This is a genomic window from Rhabdothermincola sp., from assembly GCF_036846205.1.
Classification (GTDB): Bacteria; Actinomycetota; Acidimicrobiia; order Acidimicrobiales; family Acidimicrobilacustridaceae; genus Rhabdothermincola.
This window is the reverse complement of the sequence record NZ_DAIUCK010000070.1, coordinates 1-17,665: the sequence shown is the minus strand read 5'-3', so window position 1 is coordinate 17,665 and position 17,665 is coordinate 1. Positions and strand designations below refer to the sequence as shown.

The 17,665-nt window shown below is 70.5% G+C and carries 21 protein-coding genes; 11 read left to right on the top strand and 10 right to left on the bottom strand.

The window, feature by feature from the left end:
• A partial coding sequence (locus V7004_RS10930) for a glycosyltransferase (RefSeq protein WP_334143981.1) occupies window positions 1-560 on the bottom strand: 560 nt, incomplete at its 3' end.
• Entirely contained in the window at window positions 557-1,732 is a 1,176-nt protein-coding gene (locus tag V7004_RS10925) for a Wzz/FepE/Etk N-terminal domain-containing protein (protein ID WP_334143979.1), read from the bottom strand. The genes V7004_RS10925 and V7004_RS10930, both read right to left, overlap by 4 nt.
• Before the next feature lie 70 nt (window positions 1,733-1,802).
• Here V7004_RS10925 and dut point away from each other — a divergent pair, with 70 nt between their 5' ends.
• Entirely contained in the window at window positions 1,803-2,240 is a 438-nt protein-coding gene (gene dut / locus V7004_RS10920; RefSeq protein WP_334143978.1) for a dUTP diphosphatase, read from the top strand.
• Between the two features lie 31 nt (window positions 2,241-2,271).
• Here dut and V7004_RS10915 read toward each other — a convergent pair whose 3' ends face one another.
• Both V7004_RS10915 and ligD read right to left on the bottom strand, forming a co-directional pair.
• The gene (locus V7004_RS10915; RefSeq protein WP_334143976.1) at window positions 2,272-2,658 is read right to left on the bottom strand and encodes a hypothetical protein; all 387 of its coding nucleotides are present in this window, start codon (window positions 2,656-2,658) and stop codon (window positions 2,272-2,274) included.
• Between the two features lie 50 nt (window positions 2,659-2,708).
• Window positions 2,709-3,686: a non-homologous end-joining DNA ligase gene (gene ligD, locus V7004_RS10910; RefSeq protein WP_334143975.1), complete on the bottom strand. Its 978-nt coding sequence runs from the start codon at window positions 3,684-3,686 to the stop codon at window positions 2,709-2,711.
• A gap of 51 nt (window positions 3,687-3,737) precedes the next feature.
• Here ligD and V7004_RS10905 point away from each other — a divergent pair, with 51 nt between their 5' ends.
• The gene (locus tag V7004_RS10905; RefSeq protein ID WP_334143974.1) at window positions 3,738-4,574 is read left to right on the top strand and encodes an SDR family oxidoreductase; all 837 of its coding nucleotides are present in this window, start codon (window positions 3,738-3,740) and stop codon (window positions 4,572-4,574) included.
• Window positions 4,575-4,595: 21 nt separating this feature from the next.
• Here the strand turns inward: V7004_RS10905 and V7004_RS10900 are convergent, their stop codons facing one another.
• Window positions 4,596-5,444 (bottom strand): universal stress protein, encoded by an 849-nt coding sequence (locus V7004_RS10900; protein ID WP_334143973.1) that lies wholly within the window; start codon window positions 5,442-5,444, stop codon window positions 4,596-4,598.
• A gap of 79 nt (window positions 5,445-5,523) precedes the next feature.
• Here V7004_RS10900 and V7004_RS10895 point away from each other — a divergent pair, with 79 nt between their 5' ends.
• On the top strand, window positions 5,524-6,015 hold the full coding sequence (locus V7004_RS10895) for a pyridoxamine 5'-phosphate oxidase family protein (protein ID WP_334143971.1): 492 nt from the start codon (window positions 5,524-5,526) through the stop codon (window positions 6,013-6,015).
• A gap of 57 nt (window positions 6,016-6,072) precedes the next feature.
• Window positions 6,073-6,732, top strand: a complete 660-nt coding sequence (locus tag V7004_RS10890) for a response regulator transcription factor (protein WP_334143969.1) — start codon at window positions 6,073-6,075, stop codon at window positions 6,730-6,732.
• Between the two features lie 12 nt (window positions 6,733-6,744).
• Here V7004_RS10890 and V7004_RS10885 read toward each other — a convergent pair whose 3' ends face one another.
• The 4 genes from V7004_RS10885 to V7004_RS10870 form a co-directional block, all read right to left on the bottom strand.
• A complete protein-coding gene (locus V7004_RS10885) occupies window positions 6,745-9,123 on the bottom strand; it encodes an HAD-IC family P-type ATPase (protein ID WP_334143968.1) in 2,379 nt (792 codons plus the stop codon).
• Between the two features lie 66 nt (window positions 9,124-9,189).
• A complete protein-coding gene (locus tag V7004_RS10880; RefSeq protein WP_334143966.1) occupies window positions 9,190-9,687 on the bottom strand; it encodes a universal stress protein in 498 nt (165 codons plus the stop codon).
• Between the two features lie 27 nt (window positions 9,688-9,714).
• Entirely contained in the window at window positions 9,715-10,497 is a 783-nt protein-coding gene (locus tag V7004_RS10875; RefSeq protein ID WP_334143964.1) for a ribosome hibernation promotion factor, read from the bottom strand.
• Between the two features lie 42 nt (window positions 10,498-10,539).
• The gene (locus tag V7004_RS10870) at window positions 10,540-10,890 is read right to left on the bottom strand and encodes a hypothetical protein (protein WP_334143962.1); all 351 of its coding nucleotides are present in this window, start codon (window positions 10,888-10,890) and stop codon (window positions 10,540-10,542) included.
• Between the two features lie 236 nt (window positions 10,891-11,126).
• Here V7004_RS10870 and V7004_RS10865 point away from each other — a divergent pair, with 236 nt between their 5' ends.
• On the top strand, window positions 11,127-11,567 hold the full coding sequence (locus V7004_RS10865) for a pyridoxamine 5'-phosphate oxidase family protein (RefSeq protein WP_334143960.1): 441 nt from the start codon (window positions 11,127-11,129) through the stop codon (window positions 11,565-11,567).
• Between the two features lie 112 nt (window positions 11,568-11,679).
• Here the strand turns inward: V7004_RS10865 and V7004_RS10860 are convergent, their stop codons facing one another.
• Window positions 11,680-13,167, bottom strand: coding sequence for a multicopper oxidase domain-containing protein (locus V7004_RS10860; RefSeq protein ID WP_334143958.1), 1,488 nt, complete (start codon window positions 13,165-13,167; stop codon window positions 11,680-11,682).
• Between the two features lie 232 nt (window positions 13,168-13,399).
• Here V7004_RS10860 and V7004_RS10855 point away from each other — a divergent pair, with 232 nt between their 5' ends.
• The 6 genes from V7004_RS10855 to V7004_RS10830 all read left to right on the top strand — a co-directional run.
• A complete protein-coding gene (locus tag V7004_RS10855; RefSeq protein ID WP_334143957.1) occupies window positions 13,400-14,008 on the top strand; it encodes a hypothetical protein in 609 nt (202 codons plus the stop codon).
• A gap of 99 nt (window positions 14,009-14,107) precedes the next feature.
• Complete coding sequence (locus tag V7004_RS10850) at window positions 14,108-14,695, top strand: disulfide bond formation protein B (protein WP_334143956.1); 588 nt, start codon at window positions 14,108-14,110, stop codon at window positions 14,693-14,695.
• A 67-nt stretch (window positions 14,696-14,762) separates the two neighbouring features.
• On the top strand, window positions 14,763-15,434 hold the full coding sequence (locus V7004_RS10845; RefSeq protein WP_334143955.1) for a TlpA family protein disulfide reductase: 672 nt from the start codon (window positions 14,763-14,765) through the stop codon (window positions 15,432-15,434).
• 22 nt (window positions 15,435-15,456) lie between these two features.
• Window positions 15,457-16,209, top strand: coding sequence for an SDR family NAD(P)-dependent oxidoreductase (locus tag V7004_RS10840; protein ID WP_334143954.1), 753 nt, complete (start codon window positions 15,457-15,459; stop codon window positions 16,207-16,209).
• Between the two features lie 55 nt (window positions 16,210-16,264).
• Window positions 16,265-16,690 (top strand): universal stress protein, encoded by a 426-nt coding sequence (locus V7004_RS10835; RefSeq protein ID WP_334143953.1) that lies wholly within the window; start codon window positions 16,265-16,267, stop codon window positions 16,688-16,690.
• A 272-nt stretch (window positions 16,691-16,962) separates the two neighbouring features.
• Window positions 16,963-17,665, top strand: a 703-nt coding sequence (locus V7004_RS10830) for a hypothetical protein (RefSeq protein WP_334143952.1), incomplete at its 3' end; no start/stop codon positions are given.

The following is a 17,665-nucleotide window of genomic DNA, read 5'->3' as shown; positions in this document are numbered from 1 at the left end:
GTGGGTGGGGGCAGGTGCTCGCTGGGGAGTGGAGCGATGCCGCTCGGGATGACGCTGAGGCGGCCCGCCAGTTCGGGGAGATCGCCGACCACCTCCCGGCGGAAGGACTCGGAGACCGTGATGAGGTGATCGGCGCGCCGAGCGCACCACCGGTGCAGCGCCACCCGCCACCGGCGGTGCCAGCGCCGGTTGTGGGTGGCCTGTCGGCCACGGCCGAAGAAGTTCGGGTTCTGGAGGGCCGCCAGTACGGGGACCCGGCACGGACGGAGCGGCACGATGCCTCCCGGCGCGTACAGCACGGTTGGCGGGGTGGCTCGACCGGGGAGGGCCACCTGCTCCCAGACACCACGGCCGATCCCGTCGGGGACCCGGATCACCTCGACCTGCGCGGCGGATAGCCCGCTCTCGCGGAGCAGCGGCTCATTCCACCGCCCGGCGAGGAGCTGCACCTGCACGTCCGGGGCCACGCGCCGGAGGGCCTGGAGCTGGTTCGTGAGGTAGGTGGCTCCGCCGCCGAAGTGGACCGGCAGCGCGTCCACGACGACGTGGACGGTGGTCATGCCCGCAGCTGCTCGCTGGTCGCTTGGGAGGCGAGGTGGCGGGAACGCTCCAGGTCCGACGTCGAGTCAGCCGAGGCGTCCTGCTCGCCCACGGCCAGCACTGCGCCCACGAGATGCACCCCGAGCCGATCGAGGGCCGTGGCCCGCTCCCGCACCTGCCGCCCCCGCGACCCGCGGGGTACGACCAGGACCTGGGCGCGACCGGTGCCCGCCTCCGGTGGTGCCAGCGGTGCCACCCCGGCTTCGACCAACGCGGGATCGTCGGCGGGGACGATCCGCACGTCACCCGATGCCGGCAGCGTGCTGGCGGCGCCGATGGCGGGCAGCGCCAACGCCCGCGCCAGGTCGTCGACGTTCCGGATGGCGTCGTCGAGCTCGTCGACTGCGTACGCAGTGGCCAGGCCGAGCACGAGCCCCACCAGCACGGCCAGGACCAGGTTGCGGAGCGTGGCCGGCTGTGAAGGGTGCCGTGGGGGATCGGCCCGGTCGATGACTCGCGCCTCGTTGGTCGATGCCAGCGCGGTGTCGGCCGCCAGGACCTGCTGCTGGCGGACCCATGCGGCCCGCTGGTCGATCAGCGCGGCCCGCTCCGCGTCCAGTGCCGCGGCCCGTTCGGCGTCGGGCCCGGCGTCGAGCTCCCGGTCGATCGCCGCCACCCGGGAGTCGATGGCATCGAGCTGCGCGGCGATGGCCGACGAGCTGGCGGTGGTCCGGGAGGCCGACAGGTCCGCTCGCACCGCGGTGTACGCGTCAGCCCAGGCGTTCGCGGCGCTGGCCGCGCCCTCGGGGGTCGAGGCGTTGGCGGAGAAGAGGAGGACGTCCGAGTCGCGGACGTTGGTCACCGAGCCGCTCACCGGTTGGCCGAGCAGGTCGCGCGCCCGCTCCCGGACCAGCTCGCTGGAGGCCAGGCGGGCCTCGTTCTGCATCACCCGCACCGGGTCCAGGCGCTTGCTGTCGACGATCTGGTCGGGCCGCGGATCCTGCACCGTGGCCGTGTCCTGCTGGAACAGCACCTGCGCGGTGGCGGTGTAGCGCCGAGGTTGGGTCAGCGACAGCCCGAGCGCGACCAGCGCGGCGGCGAGGGTGACGGCGGCGACGACGAGCGCCCGGCGACGGAGCACCCCGATGTGATCGCGCAGCCTTCGCGAGCCTGCTGCGGGCTCGAATGACATCGGCCGCATGGTAGACGCAGCCGGCCGATAGGGTGCTCGTCCCGTTTCGTGTCTCGCCTAGCCTGCGCTCGTGTTGCGCATCCCGCTGGTCCGCCTCGATCCTGACCTCCCGCTTCCCGCCTACGCCAGGCCGGGCGACGCCGGTCTGGACCTGCTGGCTCGCCACGACGTGGTGATCCGCGCCGGGGGCGGACGGGCGTTGGTGCCCTGCGGTGTGGCCATCGCCATCCCGGAAGGCTTCGCCGGTTTCGTGCAGCCTCGGAGCGGGCTCGCGCTCCATCACGGGGTGACGTGCCTCAACTCGCCCGGTCTGATCGACAGCGGCTACCGAGGTGAGCTGAAGGTGCTGCTGCTGAACACCGATCCGGTGCAGGATTTCGAGGTGGTGCGCGGCGAGCGCATCGCCCAGCTCGTCGTGCAGCCCGTGGAACACGTGGTGCTTGACGTGGTCGACGAGCTCGATGGCTCCCACCGGGGTGACGGCGGGTTCGGTCACACCGGTCGCTGAGTCGGCACCCGACGAGATCGTGGTGGACTGGTCAGGTGGGCAGCGTCTTCACCAGGCGCACCCGCTCGCCGTGCTCGCCGAGCTGGTACTCGTCGACGACCGGTCCCACGAGGTGCTCGAAGCGCGAGCGCACCGTGTCGTCGAGCTGGTGACCGCTCGGGCCAGCGTTCGCACCTGCGTCGATGGTGAGCCTGCCGGCTTGGATGTGGAAGGTGAGCGCGATCGTGTCCGCCGCTCCGGCGGATCGGAGCAACAGGATCAGCGTCTCGTCAACCGCGATCCGCAGGTCCTCGATCTCCGAGAGTCGCAGACCGAGGCGAGCAGCGATCCCCGAGACAGCCACCCGAGCGACCCGGCTGTAGGCCGGCGTGGCCGGGATGACGAGTCGTACCTCGTCGTCGTCCAGACCGGATCGCACCATGTCAGCATCGCACGTCTGTGCTGCCAGACCGGGTCGGGGCGAGTCGCTCACGCCTGCTCGCGCACCACCTGGCTCGGATCCTTGTCGATCCGCTGGCCGAGGTACACCGGCTGGCGGAGGATTCCGTCAGCGGTCCACTCCCGGAAGGCGACCTCCACCACGAGGGTCGGCTCGGACCACCGGGCGAGCTTGCGCACCGCCGCCGGCGGTGGCGGGTCGAACGGGCAGCGGTCGGTCGAGCGGGCGTCGAGCAGGCGCCGCAGCTCGTGCAGCTCGCGGTGGTCGAAGCCGGTGCCGACTCGGCCTGCGTACCGCAGCGACGGGCCGTCGATGTAGCCGACGAGCAGGGCTCCGAAGGTCGGCAATCGCGCGCCCTTGCCGGGCAGCCAACCCCCGACCACCAGCTCCTGTTGCTGGCGGACCTTCAGCTTCCGCCAGGCGCCGGAGCGGCGTCCCGGTTCGTAACGGCTGCCGAGCCGCTTGGCGATCAGGCCCTCCAGGCCGCGGTCGCGCATGACCTCGAGCAACTCTCGCCCCCCGCCGGTCCACGCTTCGGTGACCCGCCAGGCGGGGCCGGGGGTGATCAGGTCTCGCAGCATGGATCGCCGCTGCTCGTACGGCAGGGCGGTGAGGTCCCGACCGTCGAGCGCCAGCAGGTCGAACAACACGTACACCACGGGCTGGCGGGCTGCAGCCTGCTGCACCGAAGCGGGGCTGTGGGCTTGGATGCGTGGCTGCAGCCGGCCGAAGTCCGGGATCCCTCGGTCGTCCAAGGTCACGATCTCGCCGTCGAGGACGGCCGTGCGGGGGGCGATGGCCGCGGCCAGGGCCTGCAGCTCCGGGAACCGATCGGTGGCGTCGAGCAGGTTCGCCGTGTGCAGGCGGAGCACGCCGTGTTCGACCACGGCGATGGCACGCATGCCGTCCCATTTGATCTCGTAGGACCAGCGGTCATCGTCGTCGGGGACCGCGTCAACCAGCACGGCACGCATCGGCTCGATGAGCTGGGGAGTGGTGGCGCCCACGCGGACAGCGTAGGTTTCGCCGGGTTCGAGAGCGTCGAGGTGGTGGTGCGGATGAGCACGTTGGCAGGGCAGGCAGCGCTGGTGACCGGCGGAGGCAGCGGCATCGGCTTGCAGTGTGCGCGGTACCTCGTACGTGACGGCGCGACGGTCACCATCGCCGGTCGCACGGAGTCGAGGCTGCGCGAGGCCGCCGATCTGCTGCGGGAGGAGTCATCAGGCGAGGGTTCGGTCCACTGGGTGGCGTGCGACGTCGCGGACGAAGAGCAGGTGCGCGCCGCGGTCGATGCCGCCACGGCGCCGCTCGGTTCGCTTCACCTCGCCGTCGCCGCCGCCGGCCGGGGTGGGCTCGGGCCGCTCCTGGTCACCCCGCTCGAGGAGTGGGATGGCATCCTCGCCACCAACACCACCGGGACCTTCCTCACCTTCAAGCACGCCGGTGCGGCCATCAGCGCCAGCGGCGGGGGTGCCATGGTCGCCATCTCGTCGATCGCGGGGGTGGCGACGCATCGGTTCATGGGCCCGTACTGCGTCAGTAAGGCGGCCATCGACATGCTGGTGCGGGTGGCCGCGGACGAGCTCGGGGTGGCCGGGGTGCGGGTGAACTCCGTGCAACCGGGCCTGGTCGACACCGACCTGGTGTCGCTGGTGATGGCCGACGAGCAGATCCGAGGCGACTACCTTGACCAGATGCCGGTGCGTCGCACCGGCACCGTCGACGATGTGGCGGCACTGGTGCGCTTCCTGCTCGGGCCGGAGTCGAGCTGGATCACCGGCGCCACCATCAACGTCGACGGTGGTCACCACCTCCGCCGTGGCCCGAACTACGAGCCTGTGACCCGGGCGCTGTTCGGCGACGACGCGGTGGAAGGGCGGGTGCCTCGCAGCTGACCGTGGAGCCGGCGGCGCAGCTCAGCCGGCGGGCGGTTCGGTCGTCCCGTCGTGGAGGCCGTCGGGGCGGAGTACCAGCACCGGGCAGGGTGCATGACGTACCACGTCCGCGGCGACGCTGCCGATCGCCACCCGAGCCAGCCCCGTCGTGCCGTGCGTGGCCATGGCCACGATCGCGGCGGGGAGGCGGGCTGCGAAATCGACGATCGCCGCCGCCGGATCGCGGTCGTAGAGAACCTCCCACCCGCCGGCGGTCCCGTTCACGCCCAGCCCTCGGGCCACCCGCTCCACGTGGGCGCTGTCGACGGTGTCCGGCACGGGCTCACGGCCAGCGGCTCTCGTCGCAGCATCGGGGTCGACCACGCTGGTCACCCACGGTTCGAGCCCGAAATGGCTCGCCCACTCTGCTGCGACGGGCAGGATGGACTCTGAGAAGGCGGACCCGTCCGTGCACACCAGCAGGCGCCCGCCTTGGAGCGTCGGGCTGCCCGAGGCCAGCTCCGGGCCCACCACCAGTACCGGTCCGGAGCCGAGACGCAAGACGTCCTCGGCGACCGAGCCGAGCAGGACCCGGCGCACTCCGCTGCTCCCATGGCTGGTCAGGCAGATGAGCGCGCCCGGCTCCTCTGCCGCGTTGGCGATGCACTCCGCCACCCAATCGGCTTCGATCACGTACGGCGGGCGGCAGGGCACGTCCAGCCGCGCCGCCCACCCCTCGAGGTAGCGATGGGCTTCCTCTGCCCCGCCAGCTCCGACGACGCGCATCAGCTGCAGCTCGGCGCCCGCGGCCCGGGCGACGGTGGATGCCGGACCGAGGGCCCGCTCGGCGAGTTCGGATCCATCGAGAGGCACCACCACCGTCCGGTACATGCATCCTGAGCGTAGTGGGCGCAGCGCGCGGGTGGATCCGTCCTGCCGTGCGGGACGTTCGGCCCTACCCGGCACTCAGGTGGCCCGCGCACCATCGTCGATGGTGGAAGAAGACCGCAACGGCATGGAGATCCTCGACCGCGCTCACTGCCTGGGGCTGCTGCGTACGGTACCCGTGGGTCGAGTCGGTCTGTCGATCAACGCCTTGCCGGTCGTGCTGCCGGTGAACTTCGCGTACGACGCCGAACGCGAGCGCATCATCATCCGCACCTCGGAGGGGGGCAAGCTGCGGGCCGCGCTCCTGGGGGCCATCGTGGCGTTCGAGACCGACCAGATCGATCCGGTGAGCCACACGGGCTGGTCGGTCCTGGTCCGTGGCCAGTCGTCGCTGGTCACCGACCCACATGACCTCGAGCGGCTCCGCCGGCTCCCCCTGCGGCCGTGGGCGAACGAGCAGACCGACCACTGGGTGGCGATCAGCACCGACCTGGTCACCGGACGCCGCATCGGCGGGTGGTACGGGAAAGGGGAGCTCAAGCACCACCGCCTCGGTCCCGACGGGAGTGGCTGACCCGCTCGGACGGGGACTCCAGACGCGACCGGAGTCGGCATCGGGCACAATGTCAGAATGCCGATCCGCGTGTTCCTGCTCGATGACCACGAGGTGGTGCGCCGCGGGCTTCGAGAGCTGCTCGAAGGTGCCGGCGACATGGAGGTGATCGGCGAGGCGGGCACTGCGGAGGAAGCACTGCGGCGCATCCCCGCCACGAACCCGGACGTGGCTGTGCTCGACGTGCGGCTGCCGGACGGCGACGGCGTGGAGGTCTGCCGGGAGGTGCGGTCCAGGATGCCGCAGCTCCACTGCCTGATGTTGACCTCCTACGCCGACGACGAGGCGCTGTTCGACGCGATCATGGCCGGCGCGGCCGGCTACGTTCTCAAGCAGATCCGCGCCTCTGAGCTCGTCGAGGCGGTGCGAGCGGTCGCGTCGGGCCAGTCGTTGCTCGATCCCTCGGTGACGGCGAGGGTGCTCGACCGGCTGCGCAACGGCTCCGTGGGTGATGAGCGGGTGGAAGCGCTGACCGATCAGGAGCGACGCATCCTCGATCTGCTGGCCGAGGGGCTCACCAACCGCGAGATCGCCGACCGGATGTATCTCGCGGAGAAGACGGTCAAGAACTACGTGTCGAACCTGCTGTCGAAGATGGGCATGCAGCGTCGCACCGAAGCCGCGGTCTACGCGGCTCGCTTAGCCGAACGGCAGCGCAAGGGATCGGCGCGGCGCTGACCGGTGATCGGGTCAGCGAGCGGCCATCTCGAGGTTGATGGACGTGTTCCGGTCGACCCAGCCAGCCAGTCGCCAGCCCAGTTCCAGGAGCCCGCAGGCTGCTGCCCCGACCGCGACCGCGACCAGCAACGCATCGGCCGGCGGGAGCGGCAACTCGAAGTAGGCCCGCAGCCGGGGGAGCGCGAGGGTGAGGAAGAACGCTCCGGCCATCGATCCCACTAGCGCGGCTCGCCAGCCGTTGAAGGGCCTGGCCAGGATGGCGAGCACCCAGATGGCCACCATGAACAGCACGACGACGGCGACGGTGCGGGCGATCTCGACGTCGAGGTCCTCGACCTCCCGAGCGATCTGGTAGGCGGTGAGCGTGGCGGTCGCGGCGACCGACCCGGCAGGGGCGGCGAAGCGCAGGACTCGGGCGAGGAAGTTCGGTCGGGCCCGCCGGGCGTTCGGTGCCAGCGCGAGGAAGAAGCCCGGGATGCCGATGGTGAGGCTGGAGATGATCGTGAAGTGCCTGGGGATGAACGGGAACGGCAGGCCCGCGACCCCGACCGCGAGCGCGAGCAGCATGGCGTAGAAGGTCTTGGTCAGGAAGAGGTTGGCCACCCGCTCCACGTTGGCGATCACCCGGCGCCCCTCGGCCACGACTGAGGGGAACAAGGCGAAGTCGTTGCCGAGCAGCACGAACCGGGCGACGGCACGCGCGGCCTGGCTACCGGTGCCCATCGCGACACCGATGTCGGCGTCTTTCAATGCCAGGGTGTCGTTGACACCATCGCCGGTCATCGCCACGGTGTGCCCCATCGACTGCAGCGCGTGGACCATCGAGCGTTTCTGCTGCGGGGTGACCCGGCCGAAGACCGAGTGATCCTCCATCACCCGGGCGAGCTCGGTAGGGTCCTCGGGGAGCTGACGGGCGTCGAAGGCGGTAGCCGCGCCGGCCACGCCGACCCGCTGGGCGACCGCGGCCACCGTGACCGGGTTGTCCCCGGAGATCACCTTCACCGTGACCTGCTGGTCCTCGAAGTAGCGGATCATGCCGAACGCGGCGTCGCGGAGCTTCTCCTCCAGTACGACGAGGGCAACCGGCACCAGCCCATCAGGGAGCTCCTCGCCACGCAGGCCGGCGGGCGAGCGGGCGAGCATGATCACCCGCCGGCCTCGCTCGGTGTAGTACCGGAGGCGCTCGGAGGCGTCAGCCGAAGGCGTGGCGTAGGTGAGCAGGATGTCGGGGGCTCCGAGGAACCAGCAGCCGTGGTCCTCGAAGGCCGCGGCGCTCCACTTGCGGGCGGAGGAGAACGGCACGGAACTGCTGAGCGTCCACCCCGGAGGGGTGGCGTACTGCGAACGGATCGCGAGCAGGCTGGGGTTCGGGTGCTCGTCGGCTGCGGCGAGCGCCGCGAGGGCGGCGGCGGCGTCGGGGTCGCCACCGTCGAGGTGCTCGACGGTGGCGAGCACCAGCTCGCCTTCGGTGAGGGTGCCGGTCTTGTCGAGACAGATCACGTCGACCCGTGCCAGCCCTTCGATGGCGGCCAGCTCCTGGGTCAGCACCTGCTGGCGGGCCAGCCGGGTGGCGCCGACCGCGAAGGCGATGCTGGTGAGGAGCACGAGCCCTTCGGGGACCATGGCCACCAGACCGGCGACCGAGCCCTGCACCGCGGAGATGAGACCCTCGTCGGCCCGGATCTGCGCAGTCACCAGCAACACGGCTGTGGGCACCATGAGCCAGCCGACGAAGGAGATGATCCGGTTGATGCCCTCGCGCAGCTCCGAGCGCACGAGGGAGAAGCGGCGGGCCTCGCTGCTCAGGCGGAAGGCGTAGGCGTCGGATCCGACACCGGTCGCCCTGATCCGGCCGCCGCCCGCAACCACGAAGCTGCCGGAGAGCACGTGGTCGCCAAGTGCCTTGTCCACCGGGTCCGCCTCGCCTGTGAGCAGGGATTCGTCGACTTCCAGGCCCGAGGTGTCGATGACCGTGCCGTCCACCGTGATCTGGTCGCCGAGGCTCAGCACGATCACGTCGTCGAGGACCAGTTCGCGGGTTGAGACCTCCACCGGGGCGCCGTCACGAAGCACCGTCACCCTGGGCTGGTTGAGCAGCGCGAGCCGGTCGAGCGCCCGCTTGGAACGGGTTTCCTGGATGATGCCGATGAGGGCGTTGGCGACGAGGACGATGCCGAAGAGCGCGTCTCGGTACTCACGCACCGCGAGGATCACCAGGAGCAGGCTTCCGAGCAGGAAGTTGAAGGGCGTGAGGACGTTCGCCTGGATGATCTGGCCGACCGTGCGGCTCGTGGGGTCCGGAACGTCGTTCGTGAGCCCCTTGGCTCGGCGGTCCTCGACCTCCGCCGTGGTGAGTCCGGCGATCCCCTCCGGCTCGGCGATGACCTCCACCGCTTTTGTCTATCGCAGGTCTCGCCGGTGGCCGGAGCCGTCCGGGTGGGGGGGTCGATCGCGACGTCAGCCACCTGGCTCCCGCGGCGGCTTCGGCACGACCACCACCGGACAGATCGCGTGGGTGACGCACGCCTGGCTGACCGAACCGAGCAACAGCCCGGTGAAGCCGCCGTGGCCACGCGAGCCCACCACCAGCAGGTCGGCGTCCTTGGAGGCGTCGAGTAACGCGGCCGCGGGTGGGCCCTGTGCGACCACCGGGACCACCTCGAGTTCGGGGTCCTCGGCCAGACCCTCGTCACGGAGGAGCTGCTCCAAGCCTTGGCGGGCCTCGCTGGCCATCTCGTCGGCCGGCGGCAGCACGCCGAACGCCGGCATGGTCGTGAGGACCGGGTACTGCCAGGCGACGACGACCTCCAAGCGGGCACCCCGCAGCCGGGCCTCCTGCGCGGCGAAGGTGAGTGCGGCCCGGGACCCCTCGGAACCGTCGACCCCCACGACGACTCGGGGTTTGGTGGTCGGCGCTGGCGTGCCAGCCGGGGCGTCGGTGGTCTCGGTCGCCATCGTGATCACCTCAGGTCGTCTCGATGCTCATGCCGGGGTGATCAGACCGTAGTGGCCGTCATAGCGGCGGTAGATGACGTTCCCCCTGCCCGTCTCGACGTTGACGAAGAACACGAACGGCTCCTTCGAGACGTCGAGCCGTTCCTCCGCCTCGCTGACCGTCATCGTGGACGGTCGTTGGGTGCTGGCGACGACGGGAGCGGAGCACGACTCCGGCACCCGGTTCTCGTCGGCCGCCTGCATCAGCTCGAGCCGGTCGGATCCTTCGGGATGAAACAGCACGCTGTCAGCGCCGGTCTCGATGTCGGTGAAGAGGTAGAAGTCGTGGCCGAGCATGTCGAGGTCGAACGCGGCTTCATCGCAGGTCATCGGGGCCAGGGCGAAGGTCTTGTGACGCACGATCTCCCGCTCGTCGACCGGCCGGTCGAAGTACTCCGGGCGTTGGGTGGGCAGGTCTCCGTGTCGCCAATGCCCGTCTCCCGCCGGTGGGCGGTGTTGCGGATCCGTCCGGTGGGTGCTGCGCTCCAGCCGGCGGCGGAGGCGGTCGGTGAGCAGGTCGACGGCCTCGGTCAGGTCGTGCGCGGCCACGTGGGCTCGCAGGTGTCGGCCGTTCACGTCGAGGGACGCCTCGGCCAGGGCCGGTCGTTCCCGCGACGGGTTGCCTTCGAGGGAGAGCTTCACCTGTACGAAGAGGATCGGTCGCTTCGTGAGACGGGCGAGATGAGTCACCTTCTCGACCGCATACTGCTTGGCGGCCTCGGGCACGTCGCCTCGGGTCGTGACCTGGACTTCGAGCTCCTCGACTTCCACGTGGGCAGAACCTCCTCGGTTCGGGACGGTGCGGCGAGCGCTTCAGCGCTCGGTGGGCGGGAACGTGTAGTGCTGGCTCTCCAGGATCTCCTCCAGATCGGGTTCATGCTCGACCGTGGGCGGCCGTTCGTCCTCATTCGTCCACTCCGGCTCCTCGTCGTCGAAGTAGCTCACTGTCGAGCGCTCGTCAGCGTCGTCGCCGGAGGGGGTGCCGGTGTCCACGTCTGCTCGCCCAGGATCGTTGGCCGGGAGACGGTCGATGGGCGACACGTGCATCGCTTGTTCCTCGGGCTGGCGTTCTGCTGCCTGATCGGCTCGCTCGACCGCGTCGTCATCGACGAACTCGTCCGGTCGCAGGAAGGTCCACTCATCCGAGGGCTGTTCGTGCGACATTCGTGGCTCCTTCCCTCACGGATCGCGTGTTCGTACCCAGGGTGCCCTGGCCCTGCTGGCGGGGCAAGGGCGAAAAGGCCTGCCGGATCGGAGGCCCTTCGGCCCCAGCCGGTGCGGTACAGCGCGCTATCGAGGGGACCGGTGGCGAGATGCCTGGCCCGGCGACGTGCGACTTTGTCCTCTGGACGCGCCCGCCGGTCAGGGGGGAACCTCGGAGGTGATCAGGAGGTGTCGCGATGCGACTCGTCGACAGCAGGACCGGGATCGAGGTGCTCGATCGCAAGACGTGCCTGGAGTTGCTGGCTGGCCAACAGGTGGGTCGGGTGGCCGTCGTGGTCGCCGGCCAGCCCGTGATCCTGCCGGTGAACTACGTGATGGATGGCGAGGTCATCGTGTTCCGTACCGCCGAGGGCACGAAGTTCGATGCGGCGGTCCGCTCCGCCGCCGTGGCCTTCGAGGTGGACCAGACCGACGGGCGGACCCAGACCGGCTGGAGCGTCCTGGTGACCGGTCGGTCCGAGCTGGTGGTCGACGCCGCCGAGCGTGACCGGCTGGCGAAGCTCCCGCTGCGGCCCTGGTCGTCACACGAGAAGTCGAACTGGGTACGAGTGCCCCTCGGTGAGATCACCGGCCGTCGAGTGAGCCAACCGATGCCACCCGAGGCCTTCCGGGGCTGATGAGGGCTGCTGGATGGGGTGGGTGGCCGCCGCATCTCTGGCGGCCACCCACATGACGTCCGAGGTCACGGGCTGAGGCCGGGCTTTCCCGACCATCCCGGACCCGAGGGGTTCAGGGGGTGACGATCCAGGCGGTCACCATGCCGTGCAGGCCAGCGTCGCTCTCCGCATGGGTGAGGATGTGGCAGTGGTAGGCCCAGATGCCGTACTGGGCGGCGGCCGGCTGCCCGGGCTGGTACTCGACGTTGAGGTCCTCGGGGCGACTCTGCACCAGCACGCTGTAGCGCTCGCCCGGAGCCACGTTCAGGGTGTCGACCCAGTAGGGCTGCTCGAGGGGGAAGCCGTCCTTCGCCACCACCAGCTGCGGCATGTGGTGCAGGTGCATCGGGTGGATCTGCAGACCTTCGTTCTGGTAGTGGACGAGGTGCCAGTCGCCGACCTTGCTCACGATGGGATCGGTGGCCGGGAAGCCCTTGCCGTTCAGGCTCAGGCCGATCACGCCCGCGTCGTTCAGCACCATCGGGATCTCCTGGGCGATCTGGAGGTTCGCCGGGACGGTGACGCCGTTGATGGTCCGCCCCCGCGGCAAGGGGAGGTCGCCCACCTGGAACATGCCGAACATTCCGTTCACCACCGCCACCTGGCCGTGATTGTGGGGGTGGTACATCCCGAGCTCCGGCCGGTCCGGAGCGGTGAAGGTGTACGTGTAGGTCTCACCCGGCTTGATCGGTGGCTGGGTGATGGGCGACACGCCATCGGAGGGGAAGGGGGTGGTGATCCCGTGGAAGTGGATGTCGGTGTTCACCGGTAGGTCGTTCTTCAGCACGACCTGCACCCGGTCACCGGGCTCGACCCGGATCCACGGTGAGGGCACCATCCCGTTGTAGGTCCAGGCCTCGACGGTGCGCTCGGGCTCCACCTGCCACTGGGTGATCGCCGCCGTGAGGTTGAACCGCTTGGTCCCGTCCGGGAGGATCTCCGGCTCCAGCTTCTGGTTGCCGACACCCTCGGTCGGGACGGCTCGCAGGCCAGGCACGCCGTTGGTGGTCATCCCCCCGCCCGCAGCGGCCGACTCCAGGATGGCGTTCACGTAGCCGTTCGCGCTGTCGATCATCTGCTGGTCGAGCTTCGCCCAGTCCGCAGCGCTGTGGCCGCCGTGGCCACCCGCGGCGGCGGTGTCCGTGGTGGCCGCAGCCGCCCCAGCCGACACGGTGAGCGTTCCCTTCATGCCGGCGTCCGCGTGACCGGGGATGTTGCAGAGGACGTCGTAGGTGCCGGGCGCGAGGCTGGAGAGGTCGAGCTCCTGGCTGGCGCCGGGAGCGAGATCGCGGGTCTTGGGGCCGCCCACGATCTCGAGGTTGTGCACCTGGGACCCTCCGTTGGTGACCAGCAGCGACCCCCCGATGCCGACCGAGATGCTGGCCGGCGCGATCTTGAACTCCGAGATCGTGACCGGTACGGGTGGGGCCTTTGCAGTGGTGGCGCCACCTTCGTCCTTGTTGACCACGACCACGATGCCGATCGCGGCCAGCAGGAACGCGGCCACGGAGAGCAGCGAGGCGAACAGCGAGAACATGCTCCGGTCGTCGTTGGGGGCCATGAGGTCCTTCCTTGCGGGAGGGCGGTTCGGGAGGATCGGGCCCGAAGGCCCGTGCCGGCAGTGTGACTCGCCGGGTGTCCGGCCGGGCAGGGCAGGCCGTCGGGCGATGAAGGGACTTAGGTCCCATGGCGCTAGGACGCCATGCCCTGTGCGAGGGCCACGCCCACCGCCGACCATCGGTGCCGTATCGCCGATCAGGGGGTCCGCGGTAGCGGCCAGGAGGTGTAGCCCGATGCGTGTGTTGCTTCTCGAAGGGGACCCGGGGGCCGCGGCGGGGGCAGCCGCCAAGCTGGCCGAGGCCGGACACGAGGTGTCCCGCTGCCACGACGCGGGCGCCCCCGCCTTCCCGTGCCGAGGCCTGGCCGAGCCGGGGACCTGCCCGCTGGAGCGCGAGCACATCGACGTTGCTGTGGTGGTGCGAGGCCAGCCTGGCAACGGGCCGGCGCCCGGTGAAGACGGTGTCCGTTGCGCGCTTCGGAGGTTCGTCCCACTCGTGGTCGCCGGTGACGTCTCCCGCTCCCCGTACGCAGACTGGGCCACCGTGGTACATGAGGGTACGGACGAGCTGGACCTGGCGGTCACCGAGGCGGCCAGTGCTCCGCTGCGCCGCCATGCCGACGCCGCAACCCGGTCGCTGCGGGAGGTGCTGAGCCGTCATGGGTTGGACAGCTCGATGGCCGAGGCCCACGTGCGCCGGGTGGGTGACGACCTGCGGGTCATGTTGCGCCCGAACGTGCCAGTCGAGCCGGCGGTGGCCGAGATGGCCTCCGTGCGGGCCGTCGGCGCGGTCCGGGCGTTGGACGCCCACCCGAGGGTCATCGACGTCACCATCGAGCACTGAGCCTCGACTGAGGCTGCGTCCCGTCAGCGCCTCGGGTACCCGAAGCAGGGGCGGCGAACCCCGTCGGGTGTCTCCCCGCCCATACACTCGGGGTTGCTCATGGGCGTCTCGACCGCATCGTTCTTCTTCGCCGTGCTCGCGTTGTGCTGCCTCGCAGCGGTGGCGGTGACGGTGATCGCGGGTGTGGTTCAGCGGGTCGTTCCCTCACCGGTGCTGGCGGCGTTGCGCCGTGACGTGGGCGACGCGTCGGTGACGCTGGCCGCGCTCGTGGCGGTGGTGGCAACTCTGGGGAGCCTGTACTACTCACAGGTCGCCGGGTTCACACCGTGCACCCTGTGCTGGTATCAGCGCATCTTCATGTACTCCCTCGCGGTGGTGCTCCCGGTCGCCGCGGTCCGTCGAGATCGTGACGTGCGCTGGTATGCCCTGCCCCTGGCTGTGATCGGGGCCGGGTTCAGCGTCTACCACAGCTGGATCCAGGCCTTCCCGCCGGACAGTGGCACGTCGTTCTGCACGGCCGAGGCTCCGTGCACCACCCGTCATGTGTGGGAGTTCGGTTTCGTGTCGCTGCCGTTCATGGCACTGTGCGGTTTCTCGTTCGTGATCGCGATGATGGTGCTGGCTCGGCCCGCGCCCCAGGAGGTCTCCGTTGTCGAATCGACCGACCGCGAGCTCGTCTCGCTCTGAACGGGTTCGCCAGGCCCGGGCGGCCTCCGAGGCGCGAACCCGCACCGGCTGGATCATCGGTGGCGCGGTGCTGGTCGTCCTGCTCGCCGCGGGCATCGCCCTGCTCGCCACCCGCTCGTCGGGTGACGACGTGGCTGGTGGTGGCGCGTCACCGTCGGGTGGGACGGTGGTGCCGAGTGGCGATCGGAGCACCGGGCCGGTGCAGGTCACCGGTTCCGCGCTGCCGGCGTTCTCGCAGGCCACCCCGGATCCCGCGGTCGGGCAGCCTGCGCCGGGTCTCGTGGGGGAGTCCTTCGACGGGGAGGCGGTGCGCATCGATCCCGGCGACGGCCGGCCCAAGATCGTGATGTTCCTGGCGCACTGGTGCCCCCACTGTCAGAAGGAGGTCCCGCGCCTCACCGACTGGTTGGAGGCGAACGGCATGCCGACCGACGTCGACCTCTACGCGGTGAGCACGGCCGTCGCCCCCGATCGGGGCAACTACCCACCGGGTGCCTGGCTCCGGCGGGAAGCGTGGCCCGTACCGACCATGCTCGACGATCAGGACCAGGCCGCCGCCAGCGCCTACGGGTTGTCGTCCTTCCCGTACTTCGTGGTCATCGGGGCCGATGGCAGGGTGGTCGGGCGTGCCAGCGGTGAGCTGTCGACCTCGCAGTGGGAGGCGCTCCTCGAGGCGGCCCGAACGGGGTCGAGCACGTCGACCGGCGAGACGGGGCCGGCCTCGGAGGTCGGCGGATGACGCGCATGGCCCTGGTGCGACCATGAGCGTGACCAGCCCCACGCAGCGATTCACGGGCAAGGTCGTGCTCGTGACGGGCTCTTCCAGCGGCATCGGCGCGGCGTGCGCCCGCGCCTTCGCCGGCGAGGGCGCCAGGGTGGTGGTGAACTCGTCGTCATCGACCGAAGCGGGGCAGGCCGTCGCGTCGTCGTTGCCCGGTGCCTTCTACGTCCAGGCCGACATCTCCCGTGAGGACGACTGCCGGAGGCTGGTCGACACGGTGGTTCGGCAGGCCGGACGCCTCGACGTGCTCGTCAACAACGCCGGGGTGACCGAGGTGATCCCGCACCACGACCTCGATGCGGTCACCGACGCGGTGTTCCGGCGGATCCTCGACGTCAACGTGCTGGGCACGTGGAACCTGACCAGGCTCGCCATGCCTGCGCTGCGCTCGTCGGGCGACGGCGCGGTGGTCAACATCACCTCGGTGGCCGGCGTCCGGCCGACCGGGAGCTCGATCCCCTACGCCGCCTCGAAGGCTGCGCTCAACCACCTGACCGCGTTGGTCGCGAATGTGGTGGGCCCTGCGGTGCGGGTCAACGCGGTGGCGCCGGGCTTGATCCGCACACCATGGACCGCCGGGTGGGGGCCGTTGCACGAGGCCATGACCGAGCGGGCGCCGCTCGGCCGTTCCGGAGAGCCGGAAGACGTGGCGCAGGTGGTGCTCGACGTGGCCGCGGCGCGATACCTCACCGGGCAGGTGGTGGTCGTCGACGGTGGGCTGACCCTGCGATGAGGGCGCATGAGCAGGGTCACTGCGGGTGCGTCCTGTTGGGTGGGCGAGGAGGGAGATGAAGCGGGTCATCGTGGGTGTCGATGGATCGGACGGTTCCCGGGCCGCGCTTCGGTGGGCGGCCTCCGAGGCCGAGCGCTGGAGGGCACCGCTCGTCGCCGTGTGGGCGTGGGAGTTCTCGCCGCTGATCGTGGCCACCAACGCCCCGACCGAGATCGAGGAGCTGAGCCAGGCCGTCGCGCAGCGGCTCCGCGAGACGCTGGTTGAGGAGCTCGGGGAGGACGGAGCCGACCGGGTCGAGGCCCACGTCGTCGAGGGCCCCCCGGTGCGTGCGCTGCTCGAGCAGGCCAGCGCAGACGACCTCATCGTGGTCGGCTCACGTGGCTACGGCGGGTTGAAGGGTGCGCTCCTCGGCTCGGTCAGCCAGCAGGTCGTGCACTACGCCCCCTGCCCGGTGACGGTGGTTCGCGCCCCCGGCCGCTGACGCTTGTCGAACTGTTCATCGCAGCGCGGTCGGAGGCCGCGATCTGCTGAACAGTTCGGGTGAGGGGCGAGGGGAGAGGGGGCCGCGGTCGTGACTCCGCGATCGTGACCCGACGGCGATGCGCGCGACTCGTGGCCCGAGCCGACCCATCTTGGGTGCTCGCCCGACGCGGCCGGTGAGAACGCTGTCGCGAAGTCGAAATCCCTCTCAGAACGACCTCGAGATCTTCCGATGCCCCTTGGCGACCGCTCCCGATGCGAAAGGAAGGTCACGTGGTCAATCCCCTCAACCTCTTCCGATCAGACGGTCCCACGCACCGGCGGCGAGACCGCCTGGGGCTCGGCGCGTTGCTGGTCGCCGCGGCGGCGCTGCTCGGGCTCCTGCCGTTGGCGACGGCGAGCGCGGCGACGACCCCCATCCGGTACGGCTGGAACGGCGGCCTACAAGGCTGGGTCGGCGAGAACAGCCAGGTATCCGTCGACAAGGCGACGAAGTACGAGGGCGCTGGCGCGCTGGCGGGCACCCGGTCCGTGACCGGCAGCTGGAACACCCTGCGGCTGAACAGCCCGGTCTTCTCACCGACCGATCTACGCATCTCGGGCACGGAGCTGTCGACCTACGTGTACCTACCTGTCGGCACCCCAGGACGGTGGAGTGCCCGCCTCAACGTGCAGAGCCCCTCGTGGGCATGGACCTTCGGTCCGGCCGCTCCGGTCACCCCCGGCCAATGGACCCGGGTGACGTTCACGGTGCCCGCTCCTGCGGCCGCGTCGGTCCACCGGGTCGGCGTGCAGTTCGAGGTGACCGGTGCGTCGGGCATGGTTCGGGCTCTGGTGGACTCGTTCCGTCAGGTGGGCACCGGCTCCGGGACCACCACCACGACCAAGGCCCCGACCTCGACGACCAGCACCACCCAGGCGCCCACCACCACGACGGCCGTCACGAGCACGACGACCGCACCGCCGACCACCACCC